Annotated in this window: 12 protein-coding genes; 7 read left to right on the forward strand and 5 right to left on the reverse strand. The window is 65.6% G+C overall.

Going from position 1 to position 14324, the window contains the following annotated elements; all coding sequences use genetic code 11:
* Positions 1-24 precede the first annotated feature (24 nt).
* The gene (locus tag J1N60_RS14750; RefSeq protein ID WP_312908579.1) at positions 25-357 is read left to right on the forward strand and encodes a ubiquitin-like small modifier protein 1; all 333 of its coding nucleotides are present in this window, start codon (positions 25-27) and stop codon (positions 355-357) included.
* Between the two features lie 38 nt (positions 358-395).
* On the opposite strand, the gene J1N60_RS14755 is transcribed toward J1N60_RS14750, so the two are convergent.
* Together J1N60_RS14755 and J1N60_RS14760 are read right to left on the reverse strand one after the other, a co-directional pair.
* Complete coding sequence (locus J1N60_RS14755) at positions 396-2090, reverse strand: aldehyde ferredoxin oxidoreductase C-terminal domain-containing protein (protein WP_312908581.1); 1695 nt, start codon at positions 2088-2090, stop codon at positions 396-398.
* 485 nt (positions 2091-2575) lie between these two features.
* The gene (locus J1N60_RS14760; protein WP_425499356.1) at positions 2576-3913 is read right to left on the reverse strand and encodes a short-chain fatty acid transporter; all 1338 of its coding nucleotides are present in this window, start codon (positions 3911-3913) and stop codon (positions 2576-2578) included.
* Between the two features lie 173 nt (positions 3914-4086).
* Between J1N60_RS14760 and J1N60_RS14765 the strand changes: the two genes are divergently transcribed.
* Positions 4087-5346 carry an MFS transporter gene (locus J1N60_RS14765; RefSeq protein WP_312908584.1) on the forward strand — a complete coding sequence of 420 codons (1260 nt, stop codon included), beginning with the start codon at positions 4087-4089 and terminating at the stop codon, positions 5344-5346.
* Between the two features lie 5 nt (positions 5347-5351).
* On the opposite strand, the gene J1N60_RS14770 is transcribed toward J1N60_RS14765, so the two are convergent.
* Entirely contained in the window at positions 5352-7373 is a 2022-nt protein-coding gene (locus J1N60_RS14770) for an AMP-binding protein (protein ID WP_312908585.1), read from the reverse strand.
* A 111-nt stretch (positions 7374-7484) separates the two neighbouring features.
* Between J1N60_RS14770 and J1N60_RS14775 the strand changes: the two genes are divergently transcribed.
* From J1N60_RS14775 to J1N60_RS14790, 4 genes are all read left to right on the forward strand, one after another.
* Entirely contained in the window at positions 7485-8072 is a 588-nt protein-coding gene (locus tag J1N60_RS14775; protein WP_312908586.1) for a GNAT family N-acetyltransferase, read from the forward strand.
* Between the two features lie 69 nt (positions 8073-8141).
* Complete coding sequence (locus J1N60_RS14780) at positions 8142-10013, forward strand: formate/nitrite transporter family protein (protein WP_312908588.1); 1872 nt, start codon at positions 8142-8144, stop codon at positions 10011-10013.
* 85 nt (positions 10014-10098) lie between these two features.
* Complete coding sequence (locus tag J1N60_RS14785; RefSeq protein ID WP_312908589.1) at positions 10099-11781, forward strand: acyl-CoA mutase large subunit family protein; 1683 nt, start codon at positions 10099-10101, stop codon at positions 11779-11781.
* A 91-nt stretch (positions 11782-11872) separates the two neighbouring features.
* Positions 11873-12724, forward strand: coding sequence for an aldo/keto reductase (locus J1N60_RS14790; RefSeq protein WP_312908591.1), 852 nt, complete (start codon positions 11873-11875; stop codon positions 12722-12724).
* A 43-nt stretch (positions 12725-12767) separates the two neighbouring features.
* On the opposite strand, the gene J1N60_RS14795 is transcribed toward J1N60_RS14790, so the two are convergent.
* Positions 12768-13082, reverse strand: coding sequence for a YbjQ family protein (locus J1N60_RS14795; protein WP_312908593.1), 315 nt, complete (start codon positions 13080-13082; stop codon positions 12768-12770).
* A gap of 154 nt (positions 13083-13236) precedes the next feature.
* Here J1N60_RS14795 and mce point away from each other — a divergent pair, with 154 nt between their 5' ends.
* A complete protein-coding gene (mce, locus tag J1N60_RS14800) occupies positions 13237-13620 on the forward strand; it encodes a methylmalonyl-CoA epimerase (protein WP_312912596.1) in 384 nt (127 codons plus the stop codon).
* 37 nt (positions 13621-13657) lie between these two features.
* Here mce and J1N60_RS14805 read toward each other — a convergent pair whose 3' ends face one another.
* Entirely contained in the window at positions 13658-14296 is a 639-nt protein-coding gene (locus J1N60_RS14805; protein WP_312908594.1) for a hypothetical protein, read from the reverse strand.
* Between the last annotated feature and the right edge of the window lie 28 nt (positions 14297-14324).

Genomic DNA, 14324 nt, shown 5'->3' on the forward strand with positions numbered 1-14324 from the left:
GGTGGTCCCAGTTGCGACCGACAGATGGGCGCCGGAACCCGTACGTACAAGAGCGAACGACCCCTCCCTCGAGACGTGCAACTCGAGTGCGTCTTCTTCGGACCGTTTCGCGAAGACACCGGCGAGACGGCGACCGAGTGGGAACCAAACGGCGAGACCGTCCACGACTTGCTCGTCGAACTCGAGGCCGCCTATCCGGTGCTCGAGGGTCGCCTGCTCGACGACGAAGAGGGATCCCTCGCCGGGAAGACGGTCGTGACGAAGAACAAACGGGACGTCAGACACCTCGACGGCCTCGGGACGGAACTCGAGGACGGCGACGTGTATCGGCTCGTACCGTCGGTTTACGGGGGCTAACGGCGAGACGTTGATGACGGCGACTGGTGGCCGGCCCGTCAGTCCGCGGCGGGAGCGACCGAATCGACTCGCCCCGCCGGAACCGTCCCGTCGTCGTTCCAGCCGCGAGCCTCGTAGTACTCGCCCACTGCGGCCTCGAGGTCCGGCAGGTCGTACGGAGTCCGGTCGTCCCCCACGCCGAACCCGCGCTGGTTGTTGAAGTGGCGCTCCCGCTCGACCGTGCGAGCGCCGACGGCCATGAGGTCCTCGTAGTCGGCGTCGAAGAGTTCCTCGAGTCGCTCGTCGGTCACGTAGTCGCCGCCGAACGCGCACACGATGCCCGTGTCGCGGAACGCCGACGAATTCTCCTCCGCTACCAGCGTCTCGGCCTTGCCAAGCGTGCCCTCCGGGTCGAGTTCGCCGCTGTACTCGAGGCTCAGCATGCCGGCGTACATGTGGTCCCCGCCGCGGTTGGCGACGGCGTACGAGAGCCCCTGTCCGTGCAAGACGCGCCCGTCGTGAGCGGCGAACTCCATCCCCTTGACGGTGTAGTCGTCGACGCCCAGCTCGTCGTGACAGCGGTGGACGCCCTCGGCGAGTACGTCGCCGATGCCGTCGCGGTAGGCGATTCGTTCGGTGATCTCGTGGGCGAGATCGGCGTCGCCGAAGGCGTCCTCGCTCTCGAGGTAGGCGGCGACCGTCACGCCCGCGGAGATGGTGTCCATCCCCAGCGTGTCACAGAGTTCGTTCCCCTTCATCACGTCGACGACGTCGCCCATCCCCTGCAGGGAGCCAAAGGAGTAGACCGTCTCGAACTCCGGGCCCTCGGTCTCGAGGCCCGTCTCCTCGTCCCTAGTCGGGAGCTTACAGCCGTAGGCGCAGGCCGAACAGGCCGCGCGCTTGTACTTCTTCGCCTCGACGGCGTTGCCGCCGATGTCGGCCACGTGCTCGAACTCGTAGTCCCGGAAGTACCGCGTCGGCAGGGAGAAGTTGTCGTTGATGAACTCGGTGCCGCCGGTCGTCCCCTGGCGTTTCATCAGGTCGTCGGACTCGGCGGCTTCCCGGTGAACGTCCATCTGGACCGGCGGGAACTCGACGTCGGGCGCGGAATCGCCCTCGAACGTGACGCACTTGACGTTCTTCGAGCCCAGAACGGCACCGAGCCCGCCCCGGCCGAACGCCCGCGAGTCGAAGGTCATCACGCTCGCGAAGCGCACGAGGTTCTCGCCGGCGGGGCCGATGGCGATGCAGTGTTCGGGGCCGAGGGCCCGGGTGTCGGCCACGTAGTCGGAGATTTCGGGGACGAGCGCGTTCTCGAGTTCGGGGACTGCTTCGAACTCGACCTGGACGCCCCCATCGCCCTCGTCGTCCTCGCCGCCGTCCGTAACGTGAACCGCGAGCAATTCGTCGCTCTCGCCGACGACCTCGAGGACGCTGATGCCCGTTCCCACGAAGTTTCGGGAGAGGTAGCCGCCGGCGTTGGTCGAGACCAGGCCGTCGGTCAGCGGTGAGAGGCCGGTCATGTTCATCCGGCCGGTGAAGGACATTCGGCTCTGCTGGAGCGGCCCCGTCGAGAGGTACGCCCGGTTCTCGGGGCCGAACGGATCGGCGTCGAACGGGATGCGGTCGTGAGCGAGGGCGGTGGCCGTTGCGCGGCCGCCGACGGTTCGCTCGAGCACGTCGTCGATGTCGGTCGTGGTTGCGGTCCGGTCGCTCACGTCGACAGTGAGCAGGGGACCCCGTGCGTGGCGCATACACGTGGGATCGGACTCGAGTCTCTTATACTATCGGCTGCCGGCCGGTTTCGGTTCTCTGGCCCGTTCCGGTCGTGTCCGGTCGATCACGCCGTTCCTGGACGGGAAGGCCAACCGCTCTCGAGGCGGTGATGGTCCACGAAAAGTATTGTATCGCACTCCGTTCCAGTACGTGGTGCGATAGGGTGTGTCTGTGGGGGATCGCGTCCGTTGGGGATCGCGCGTGTCCGTGTGGTCGCCGTCGAGATCGCTTCACTCGCTCGTTGTCTCTCGAGTCGATACGCGATCTGCCTCCGTGGTCCCATCTGTACCAGCTGGAAGCAGATCATAATTATGTGGGGCAGTGACACGGAAGCGTGTTGTGCCGTCGATAGCAGGCATCGCTCCCTCGAGAGAGTCAACGTCGAGCGAGACCGGTTTCTCGGCCGGTTAATCCCTCACCGATCGCCCGAGTCAGTATGGAATGGGGATCAGTACGTCTCGAGTCAGTACGGGATGAACGTGAGCGCGAGCGCGAGGAACGGCGTGAGCAGGAGCATCATCGCGATCGCGTAGCCGAACATCTCTCGCGCCTTGATCCCCGTGATCGCGAGCAGCGGGAGCGCCCAGAACGGGTTGAACAGGTTCGTGTGCGCGTCGCCGACCGCGTAGGCGATGGTGGCCTGGCCCACGGGGACGCCGTGGCCCTGCGCCGCTTCGACGACCGATGGACCGAGGACGATCCACTCGCCGCCACCGGAGGGCACGAAGAGGTTGACGATGCCGCCGGCGATCCACGCGATGATGGGGAACGTTTCGGGCGACGAAATGGCGAACAGTCCTTCGGCAATCGACGAGGAGAGCCCGGAGGCGTTCATCATCCCCTGGATACCGGCGAAGAACGGGAACAGCAGGATGATGCCGGCGGCGGCCTCCGCTGCCTCGCCGAATCGTTCGCGATAGTAGGCAGGACGCAGGAAGACGAGCAGGCCGGCGAACAGGAACGCGAAGTTGACGAGGTTCAGGTTCCAGGCGTCGAGGCCCTCTGTCGCGAGGAGGTAGCCGACCATGACTACGCCACCGAGAGCGATCAGCCCACCGAGGAGGCGACTGTTGTCGATCTTCTCTGCCGGCGTCTCGTACGTGTCGATGCCGCCGTCGGGAACGGTGTCGCTACCGGCCCCCGAATCGTCGAACAGGTTCTGCTCGTCGACGAACTCCGTGATCGAGCGCGTCCGCCCCGCCCCCGGCGCGAGCAGGTACAGGAACACGGCGGCGACGACGATCGAGGAAACCGTCAGCAAGAGGGCGTAGCTGCTGAAGATAGTCTCGCTGGCCGGGACGATTCCGTCGATGTAGCCCCCCTCGATGAATTCGTTTTCGGGGGTGTTGAGCAACAGCGGCGCCGACGCCGACAGTCCCCAGTGCCAGGTCAGCCCGAGGCCCATGTACCCGGCGACGCACAGCAGCGGGTAGTGAACCGGCATGCCGTTCCGATGGGCCGTCTTCCCCATCTCACGTGCGAAAATCGCTCCGAGGATGAGGCTGAACCCCCAGTGAATCCACGCCACGGCCATCGAGAAGACGCCCACGAGGACGACGGCTTGCTTCCCGGAACTCGGAAGCTGGGTCAACCCTTTGAGCAACGCGTTCACTCGCGGGTGATACGCGAGCACGAAGCCCGTCATCAGAATGAGTGTCATCTGCATCGCGAACGCGAGGAACGCCCAGAACCCGTCGAACCAGTAGGTCGTCATCTCGAGCGGACCGGATCCCTCGAAAACCATCCCGGCGACGAACACGAGGTACGACAGGAGAATCGCGAACAGGAACGGACTCGGCATCCACCGTTCGACGACGTCCGCGAGCCCTTTCCCGGCCCGCTCGAAGAGTCCTGGTTTCGAGTCGCCACCACGATTCGCCCCTCCGCCGGCACCATTGTCTCGTGTTGCCATGGTCCGTGGTGTTTGGTAACTGTATTAAATATTTATATGTCGAACCGACCAATTCGGGGACAGTGACGGGGTCCGGTTCGACGAACGACGGCTACTACTACGGCTGGGTCGTGACGACAGCCTGCTTCATCGGCACCTTCGTCATCTTCGGCGTCTCGTACTCCTTCGGCGTGTTCTTCGAACCGCTGGCGAGCGACTTCGACCTCTCTCGAGGCGCGACGTCGCTCGTGTTCTCCGTACAGACCCTGATGATCTACGTCGGTGCGGCGCTCTTTGGCGGCATCGCCGACCGCTACGGCGTCAGTCGAGTCATGGGCGCTGGCGTGGTCCTGCTGGCGCTCGGGTTGCTCTGGACGAGCGAAGCGAACTCGATCACGACGCTCGGCCTCGCCTACGGCGTCGTCACGGCCCTCGGCATGGGGCTGATCTACGTCGTCTCGTACGCGACCGTTCCCCGGTGGTTCGAGCGCCGCCGCGGCTTCGCGAGCGGGATCGCCAGTGCCGGCCTGGGCGTCGGCATGGTCGCCGTCACGCCCGTTGCGACGCTCCTCATCGCCCGCTACGGCTGGCGACGCGCCTACCTCGCCCTCGTCGCGGGGCTAGTCGCCCTGCTCGTCGTCGCCACCGTACTGATCGAAGACGACCCGCGAGAGCGAGGGGTTCCGGCGAGCGAATTTCCCGCCGGCTACCCGGAGACGCGCTCGCGGTCGAGAGGGTGGCTCGAGCAGGCTCGAGACGTCGTGTCGATCGCCACCGGCCGCCGATTCCTCCTGGTGCTCGTCGGCTGGATACTCGTCTACGGGACCCTGTACGTGACGCTGGTCCACCTGGTGGCTCACGTCACTGACCTCGGACTCGACGCGCGAATCGGCGCGCTCGCGCTCTCGATCATCGGCGCCACGACCGCCGCCTCGCGACTGGCGATCGGATTCGCGTCGGACCGCCTCGGCCGGAGTCGGACGTTCATCGGATGCTCGATCCTGATGGCCGTCTCGATGTTCGCCTTACCCGTCCTGTCGTCGCCGGCCGGGATCGTCGCCTTCGCGGCCGTCTTCGGCACGGCCTACGGCGGGAACGGGGCACTCCTCTCGCCGCTCACCGTCGACCTGTTCGGTCCCGACGACGCCAACGCCCTCTTCGGCGTCGTCTCGCTCGCGTTCGCCGTCTCGGGACTGCTCGCCCCGCCGCTGGCCGGCGCGAGCTACGACCTCTTCGGGACGTACACGCCGGCGTTCGTCGCCGCCGGAGTCGCTGGTCTCGCGGGTGCGGCGCTCACTGGTCTGGCGACGCGGAAAACTGACGCTCGACCTTCGGCATCCTGACCGCCCTACCGGGCGTCCTCGAGCGCCTCGAGCGCGTCTGGATTCTCGAGACTCGAGAGGTCGCCCAGGTCCTCGCCGGTGTAGGCGGCCTCGATGGCCCGGCGGATGATCTTGCCCGACTGCGTCTTTGGGAAGGCGTCGACGAATAGGATCTCGCGGGGTCGGAACGGTTTGCCGTGCTCCTCGCCGATCTGTTCGCGGAGTTCCTCGCGGAGTGCCTCGGATTCCTCGACGCCGTCCTCGAGGATGGCGTAGGCGACGACGGCGGTGCCGGTCGTGTCGTCGGGGACGCCCACCGCCGCGGCCTGGTTGACGGCCTCGTGATCGATCAGAACGCCCTCGATTTCGGCGGGGCCGACCTTCCGGCCCGCCACGTTCAAGGCGTCGTCGGCCCGACCGTGGAGGAACCAGAAGCCGTCCTCGTCCTTCTGGGCCCAGTCGCCGTGATCCCAGAGGTCCTCGAACGTCGACCAGTACTCCTCGAGGTAGCGCTCGTCGCCGCTCCAGAGCGATTTGGTCATCGAAGGACAGGAGTCGCGGGCGACGAGGAAGCCGCGTTCGTGGTCGTCTTTCACCGAATTACCGTCGCGGTCGACGATGTCGATGTCCATGCCGAGGCCGGGGCCGCCGAGGGTACACGGCTTGAGCGGCTGGTCGGGCATCGGCATCAGGAAACAGCCGCAGATCTCGGTCCCGCCGGAGATGTTGACGATCGGCGCCTCGCTCCCGCCAACGTTCTCGTAGAACCACTGCCAGCTCTCGGGGTCCCATGGCTCGCCCGTCGAGCCCAGTATTCGAAGCGAGGAGAGGTCGTGACCCTCGAGCCAGTCGTCGCCGTGTTTCCGAAGCGCGCGGATGGCGGTCGGCGAGATACCGAACTGGGTGAGTTTGTGGCGGTCGATCATTTCCCAGAAGCGGTCCGGGTTCGGGTGGTCGGGTGCGCCCTCGTACATGAAGACGGTGCCGCCGAAGGTGTGGACGCCGATCAGGGTCCAGGGTCCCATCATCCAGCCGATGTCGCTGACCCAGAAGAAGCGATCGGCGGGCTTGAGATCGAACCCGAAGTGGAGTTCCTTCGCACACTGTGTTTGCACGCCCGCGTGCGTGTGGACGATTCCCTTCGGGGTTCCCGTCGTGCCCGAGGAGTACAGCAGCATCGACTCCTGGCTCGAGTCCAGGGACTTGCTCTCGTACTCGTCGTCCTGGTTCTCGACGGCGTCGTGCCACCAGTCGTCTCGTGCGTCGTTCCAGGGGATTTCGACGGTGACAGTCGAGCCGTCGGAACTCGAGTTCGAGCCCGAGCCCAGCCGGTCGAAGACGACCGTGTGCTCGACGTGGCCCGCCTCTTCGATAGCGTCGTCGGCGCTCCCCTTGAGCGTGATCGGACTGCCTCGCCGAAGGAAGCCGTCACCCGTAAAGAGCACCGAACACTCGGCGTCCTCGATGCGGGTGGCGACGGCGTCGACGCCGAAGCCCGAGAAGATGGGGACGGCGATGGCGCCGACTTTGAAACAGCCGTACAGAATCGACACCACTTCCGGCACCATCGGCATGTACAGCCCGACGGTGTCGCCGGTTTCGACCCCCGCCGACTCGAGGTAGTTCGCCACCCTGTTAGCCTGGCGGTGGAGTTCGTGGTAGGTAATCTCCCGGACCTCGCCGTCCTCGCCCTCCCAGATGGTGGCGACCCGGTTTCGGTTCGCGGCCTCGAGGTCGGCGTGACGGTCGACCGTGTTGTGGGCGATATTGAGCTCGCCGCCAGGGTACCAGTCGGTGAACTGGGGGCCGTCGCTGTCGTCCCGGACCCGGTCGTAGTCCGCGTAGAAGTCGATGTCCAGGTAGTCGACCAGTTCGTCCCAGAACCACTCGACCCCGCTCTCGCCGTCGCCCCGGTCGGTCGTGGTGCGCTCGATGAGGTCGTCGTAGTCCTCGATGCCGTACTCGCGCATGAACGCCCGGACGTTGGTGGACTCGACGAACGCCTCGTCGGGTTCGTGGACCACCTCGTCGATCAGGTCCCCTTCCATGTCACTGACACGGTTTGCCGTCCCGTATCATGAACGTTACCGTCTCGAGACGGGCCGAAACCTGCCAGTACCCCACAAACGCTTTTGGCCGCGGCGGCCCTAGCTCGAATCATGTACGTACGGGACGCGAAAAACCGGGAAGAGGTCTGGCTTCTCGACCACATCGAGGCGATGGGGCTCGACGACACGGCGTTCCGGTCGCGCGACTACGTGGTCGCCATCGACGAAGAGTCGGGGGAGAAGGCGGGGTTCGGCCGTATCCGCATCCACAAACCCGACGACGCCGACGACGTCTGCGAGTTGACGAGCATCGGCGTCCTCGAGGAGTGGCGCGGCCAGGGCGTCGGCGCCCACGTGGTCGAACGGCTCGTCGAGTACGCTGGCGACGAGGGCTTCGAGACGGTCTACACGCTCACGGGGAGTGGCGACTACTTGCGGCAGTTCGGCTTCAGTCGCCTCGAGGAATCGGCCCTCCCTGCCGTGTTACAGGAGCGACTGGCGGACAAACGCGAGGGCGTCGACCCGGACGCGGTCCCGCTCGCGATCGACGTCGGCGGGTTCGAGATGCCCGAACGGCTGCGAGACGCGTTCAAGGAGGCGAACGAACCGGATTCCGGCGACGGCGGGGAGGAATCCCCGGAGGACTTCGGTATCGACCCCGACACGGCGACCTACAAGTACGATACGGGTCGTCGATGACGCTCGAACCCCGACACGACCCGCCCGATGAAGAAAGTCACTTAGCCCTGCCGTGAGTGGGAGTCGACAATGAGCGACGACGACGATTCCGCAGCGGAGATTCCACAGCGGGCCGAGAGTGGTGCGCCGGCGTACGGGACGGTCATGCCGGACCGGTTTTCGTCCGACGAAGTCTTCCAGCGCGTCGTCGCCGACGCCGACCACGAAATCACGTCCGGCACGCGAGAACTCTTCTTCAGCGCGCTCGCCGGCGGCTTCGCGATCACGCTCACGTTCCTGATCTACGCCTCGATGTCGACGAAGACCGACAGCGAGGTCGTCGCCGCCCTGCTCTACCCGCTGGGGTTCATCTACATCATCATCGGCGGCTACCAGCTCTACACCGAGAACACCCTGCCGCCGGTCGCGCTGGTCCTCGAGCGCCTCTCGTCAGTCCCGACGCTCCTTCGCCACTGGGTGATCGTTCTCGCCGGGAACTTCGCCGGCGGCGCGCTCGGGGCGGTGGCCCTCGCCTACGGCGGCGTCTTCGATGCGCCATCGGCGGAGATGGCGGTCTCCCTCGCCGAGAAGGGCATCGAAACCCCGGCGACGAGTCTCTTCTTCAAGGGGGCATTCGCCGGCCTGGTCGTCGCGGGCGTCGTCTGGATCAACTTCGCCGTCCGCGACACCGCCTCCCGATTGCTCGTCGTCTATCTGGCCTTTCTGATGATCCCGCTCGGCAACCTGTTCCACGTCGTCGTCTCCTTCACCGAGGTGGTGTACCTCACCCTCGTCCTCGGTGACGTTTGGATACTATTTCCGGCAATGACACAGTTCGTGATCCCGGTGTTGCTCGGAAACACCCTCGGCGGCGTCCTGCTCGTCACCGTCGTCAACTACTACCAGACCAGCGAGCGGCGACTCGACATCGACCGCTACGAGAACACCAGGCGACTCACTATCCGGGAGTGGCTCCTCGGTTCGCTCTCGGGGCGTACCTACGTCCCCGTCGTCGACACCGTCGAGACGATCGTTCGCGACGAGGACTCCTACCGAATCCTCGTCCCCATCGCCAACCCACGAACCGAGGCTCGGCTCGTCGAGTTCGCCTGCGCGCTGGCGGAAACGAAAGAGAAGGGACAGGTCCACGTCGTCCACATCGTCCAGGCCCCCCAGCACGTCGCGGACAGTAGCGGCCACCACGACCGAATCCTCCGCGAGTCAGACCGCCTGCTCGAGGACATTCGCCGAATCGGCGACGGCTACGACGTCGAGTTCGGGACGTCGACCATCGTCTCTCCCCGATCGTTCGAGGAGATCTTCGACCGCGCCAGGCGGACCCGCCCCGACCTCGTGCTCATGGGGTGGGGACAGGACCAGCTGTGGACCTCCGCCCGCGCCGAGAGCCACCTCGACGAACTCACGAATCGGCTTCCGACGGACTTCCTCGTGGTCAAAGACCGCGGGCTCGATCCGTCGCGGGTGCTCCTCCCGACCGCTGGCGGCCCCGATTCGGACCTCAGCGCCGAAATCGCGCAGGCCCTCGAGAAGGGTGCCGACGCCGAGATCACCCTCTTACACGTCGTCGACGACCCGGCCGATCGGGCAGCAGGCGAGGCGTTCCTCTCCGACTGGGCGAGCGATCACGGACTCGAGGGGGCAGAAATCGTCATCGACGACTCGGGCGACGTCGAGCAGGCGATCTGTCGCACGGCCAGGGATCTGAACGCCACGGTCGTCATGATGGGCGCGACCGAGCGCGGCCTGCTCTCGCGGCTCGTCCGGGACTCGCTCCACATCGACGTCGCGCGCGTCGTCGAGGGATCGGTGCTGCTCTCGGAACGGCCGTCCCAGCGAACGTTCACCGAGCGGCTATTCGGGTCGGGCTCGAGGGAAGATCGTCGCCTCGAGGAGTACCGAGACCGAGAGAAGAACGCCGAAGCGGCCGAGCCTAGAACGTAGCGTAGCGCCGGACGCGTCCAGTTCGGGTTCCGTCGACCGACTCGTTTGTCAACCTTCAAGCCACAGGAAACCGTCGTCATCGATAATGTTCGATGCCGAGGATCTCGAGGCGATCCGCAGGGGGAAAGAAACCTGGCACGACGAGCAGGTCGAACCGGTGATCGACCGCTTCGGCGAACGTGAGGAGACGTTCACGACCGACACTGGCGGCCAGGAGGTCGACCGACTGTACACGCCGGCGGACGTCGCCGACCTCGACTATCAGGAGGACCTGGGCTATCCCGGGGAAGCACCCTACACCCGCGGCGTCTACTCCACCGGCTACCGGGGTCGGCTGTGGACGATGCGCCAGTACGCCGGCTTCTCGACGCCCGAGGACACCAACGAGCGATTTCACTACCTGCTCGATCAGGGACAGACCGGGCTCTCGATGGCGTTCGACCTCCCGACCCAGATGGGCTACGATTCGGATGCCGACATGTCCGCCGGCGAGGTCGGCAAGGCCGGCGTCGCCATCGACTCGCTCGAGGACATGGAGACGGTGTTCGACGGCATCCCGCTCGACGAGGTGTCGACGAGCATGACGATCAACGCGCCCGCGTCGGTCCTGCTGGCGATGTACATCGCCGTAGGAGACCGCCAGGGCGTCGACCGCGCCGAACTCAGGGGAACCATCCAGAACGACCTCCTCAAGGAGTACATCGCCCGGAACACCTACATCTACCCGCCCGAGCCGTCGATGCGGATCATCACGGACATCTTCGAATTCTGCGCCGGGGAAGTGCCCAAGTTCAACACCATCTCCATCTCGGGCTATCACATCCGCGAGGCTGGCTCGACCGCCGCCCAGGAACTCGCCTTCACGCTGGGCAACGGCCTCGAGTACGTCGAGGCCGCCATCGACGCCGGGCTGGACGTCGACGACTTCGCCCCGCAGCTCTCCTTCTTCTTCAACGGGCACAACAACATCTTCGAGGAGGTCGCGAAGTTCCGTGCCGCGCGGCGAATGTGGCACGACATGATGGACGAACGCTTCGACGCGCAAAATTCCAAGTCGAAACAGCTTAAGTTCCACACCCAGACGGCGGGCTCGATGCTCACCGCCCAGCAGATCGAGAACAACGTCGTCCGGGTGGCCTTCCAGGCGCTGGCGGCAGTCCTTGGGGGAACGCAAAGCCTCCACACCAACGGGAAAGACGAGGCACTGGCTCTGCCGACCGAGAAGTCCGTCCGGACCGCCCTGCGTACCCAGCAAATCCTCGCTCACGAATCCGGCGCGGCAGACACTGTCGACCCGCTCGCAGGCAGTTACTACGTCGAGCACCTCACCGACGAGGTCGAAACCGAGGCCTACGACCTCCTCGAGGAGGTCGACGAGCGCGGCGGAATGCGGCGAGCGATCGAACAGCAGTGGGTCCAGCGCCAGATCCAGGACACCGCGTTCGACCGCCAGCGCGAGATCGAAGACGGCGAGCGCATCATCGTCGGCGTCAACGAGTTCGAGGTCGACGAAGACCCCGAGATGGACGTCCAGGAGGTCACCGAAGAGGACGAACGGCGCCAGATCCGAAGCCTCGAGTCCGTCCGCGAGGAGCGAGACGAGGAGGCCGTCGAGGCGGCGCTCGAGGCCCTGCGGGAGGCCGCGCGGGGCGACGACAATCTCATGCCGGTCATCGTCGACGCGGTCAAGGCGTACGCGACGGTGGGAGAGATCTGTAACGTCTTTCGCGAGGAGTTCGGGGAGTACACGCCGGGGAGCGCGGTGTAATTCGAACACCGGCTACCTGTAACAAGCACACGACCGCCGGGCCGGCGAGTCGAAGCCCCCGTTTCTTAACCCGTAGCGGTGACCGGCTACCATGTCACGACTGACCATCGACTCGACCGTTTCGGCCGCCGATGCGTCGATCCCCGCACTCGGCTTCGGCACCGCCCGGATCACCGGCGAGGACTGCGCACAGGCCGTCGAGTGGGCCCTCGAGGCCGGCTACCGCCACCTCGACACGGCGACGATGTACGACAACGAATCGGCCGTCGGCGACGGCCTCGAGCGCGCGGAGGTCCCCCGAGACGAGGTGTTCGTCGTCACGAAGATCGATCCCGAGGACGCGGCCTTCGACGACGTGATCGAGTCCGCACGGGGGAGTTGTGACCGACTGGGGATCGAGACGATCGACCTCCTGCTGTTGCACGCGCCGAGCGACGAGGTGCCCCTCGAGATTACCCTCGACGCGATGAACCACCTCCAGGACGAGGGCGTCGTCGACCACATCGGTGTCAGCAACTTCTCGGTCCCGGAACTCGAGGAGGCCGTCGACCGGTCGGAGACGCCCATCGTCACGAACCAGGTGAAGTACAATCCGTACACCCGGCAGGACGCGCTGCTCGAGTACTGTCTCGAGGCGGACGTCTCGCTCACGGCTTACTCGCCGCTGGCGAGGGGAGACGTCGCCGACGACGAGCGCCTCGAGTCCATCGGCGAGCGACACGGCAAGTCGGCGGCGCAGGTGGCGCTGCGCTGGCTGCTTCAGCAGCCGTCGGTGGTCGCGATTCCGAAGGCGGCGAGTCGCGAGCACGTGGAAGCGAACGCCGACTGCTTCGACGTCGAACTCTCCGAGGAGGAGATGCGCGAGGTGTTCGAGATTTCGGGAGAGTCGCCGGCGTTCGCGCTCGAGGACGAGGGCGGAGGTGGGGACGCCGGCGGGTCGTAATCGGAGTGTCCCGTCCGAGTGAGGGTGTGAGGAACCGGTACCGTCACCGAAGCCGAACGGCCGTCCCGTAGGCCATGACCTCCGAGCCACCATCGGTAATCTGGGAGGTCTCGAGGCGGACGTTGACGACCGCGTCGGCACCCATGCGCTCGGCGTCGGCTTCCATGCGGTCGACGGCCTCGTCGCGCGCTTTCGAGAGCAGTTCGGAGTAGGCCTTGAGCTCGCCGCCGAAGATGTTGCGAATCCACTGGGTGATGTCGCGGCCGACGTTTCTGGCTTCCACGGTGTTTCCGCGGGCCACGCCGAGGATTTCGTCTATTTCGCCGTCTGGAACGGTTTCGGTGGTGGTGATTTGCATTCGCTCGAGTATCTGTTGTTTCTCTACTAACACCTTTGGATTCGATCCTCTCGCGTTCGCGATGGATTGGTCGTCGCGGCGTCTGCACGGCAATTTCGTAGACCGCAACTCGAGCGCAACACTGACGACGCTGGTCGATTCATCTCGAGGCATGATGCGCTTCGACCACGCAGGAATCGCGACCGAAGACGCCCAGGCGCTGGCCAACCTGTACGCCGAGCTCTTCGACGTCGAAATCGTCCACGAGGAGACGTTCGACGGGATGACCGTCGTCTTCCTCGCGTTCGAGAACGGCTACTTCGAGTTGCTCGAGCCCCAGGAGGAGGGCACCATCGCGACGTACCTCGAGCGAAACGGCCCCGGAATCCACCACCTCGCGGTCGAGACCGATGACGCGGCGGCGGCCCTCGAACGCGCTCGGGACCTCGGCATCGAGTGTATCGACGACGAACCGCGGCCCGGCGCCTGGGGCCACGACGTGGCGTTTCTGCATCCTCGGGATACGGGCGGCATCTTGCTCGAGTTCGTCGAGCACTGATCGAGATCGTTTCCTCGCTCCTGTCGTCTCCACCCTATCAGTCGCCCGAATTCGTATCGTTCTCCATACCGCCACCATCCTCCTCGTTGCTCGCGGGCGGCCACTCGAGGCTCAGAACGGTCCGGGGATCCGCGAACGATTGGTGGACCAATCTGAACGCGTCGGGGCGAACGCCGGCGTCGGCAAACGTAACCGACAGGCAGTAGCTCACGGCGCCGACGCACTGGATGCAGGCCTCGTCGACCGGTTGGCCGGGACGGAGACGGACGGCCAGTTCGGTCGTGCTCCGGTCCAGGTGTCTGTCGCCATCGCTGTCGTCATCGTCGGCCTGATCACCCCCATCGTCCTCGGTATCGTCGCCACCGCGCTCGCGAACGGCCGCCGACTCGAGGACGACCTCGTGACAGGGCGACGGCGTCTGGAGTGCGGACTCAACTTGCAATCCATCCTCGAGCAACCGCACCGCTGGATAGGCGCCTGTCCCGTCACTCAGACAGTCGCCCTCGAGCGTCTCAATGTCGATGTCGACCTCGACCGAGTCCGACAGGTCTTCGTTCTGACCGCCGGAATCATCCCCGTCCTGATCTCGAGACTCGCACTCACCGTCGCTGGCACCCACTACGCCGGTGGCCGCACCCGCGCTCCCCAGGCCGGCCAGCAGTGTTCGACGTCGCATACGATCACGTCACGACGCGAGCGAAAAC

The sequence above is a fragment of the Natronosalvus caseinilyticus genome, assembly GCF_017357105.1.
GTDB classification, from domain to species: domain Archaea; phylum Halobacteriota; class Halobacteria; order Halobacteriales; family Natrialbaceae; genus Natronosalvus; species Natronosalvus caseinilyticus.

Coding starts and splice junctions, on each gene's coding strand:
- J1N60_RS14750 (WP_312908579.1), top strand. CDS start 25: ATGGGCGCCGGAACCCGTACGTACAAGAGCGAACGACCCCTCCCTCGA.
- J1N60_RS14755 (WP_312908581.1), bottom strand. CDS start 2,090: ATGCGCCACGCACGGGGTCCCCTGCTCACTGTCGACGTGAGCGACCGG.
- J1N60_RS14760 (WP_425499356.1), bottom strand. CDS start 3,913: ATGCCGAGTCCGTTCCTGTTCGCGATTCTCCTGTCGTACCTCGTGTTC.
- J1N60_RS14770 (WP_312908585.1), bottom strand. CDS start 7,373: ATGGAAGGGGACCTGATCGACGAGGTGGTCCACGAACCCGACGAGGCG.
- J1N60_RS14775 (WP_312908586.1), top strand. CDS start 7,485: ATGTACGTACGGGACGCGAAAAACCGGGAAGAGGTCTGGCTTCTCGAC.
- J1N60_RS14780 (WP_312908588.1), top strand. CDS start 8,142: ATGAGCGACGACGACGATTCCGCAGCGGAGATTCCACAGCGGGCCGAG.
- J1N60_RS14785 (WP_312908589.1), top strand. CDS start 10,099: ATGTTCGATGCCGAGGATCTCGAGGCGATCCGCAGGGGGAAAGAAACC.
- J1N60_RS14790 (WP_312908591.1), top strand. CDS start 11,873: ATGTCACGACTGACCATCGACTCGACCGTTTCGGCCGCCGATGCGTCG.
- J1N60_RS14795 (WP_312908593.1), bottom strand. CDS start 13,082: ATGCAAATCACCACCACCGAAACCGTTCCAGACGGCGAAATAGACGAA.
- mce (WP_312912596.1), top strand. CDS start 13,237: ATGCGCTTCGACCACGCAGGAATCGCGACCGAAGACGCCCAGGCGCTG.
- J1N60_RS14805 (WP_312908594.1), bottom strand. CDS start 14,296: ATGCGACGTCGAACACTGCTGGCCGGCCTGGGGAGCGCGGGTGCGGCC.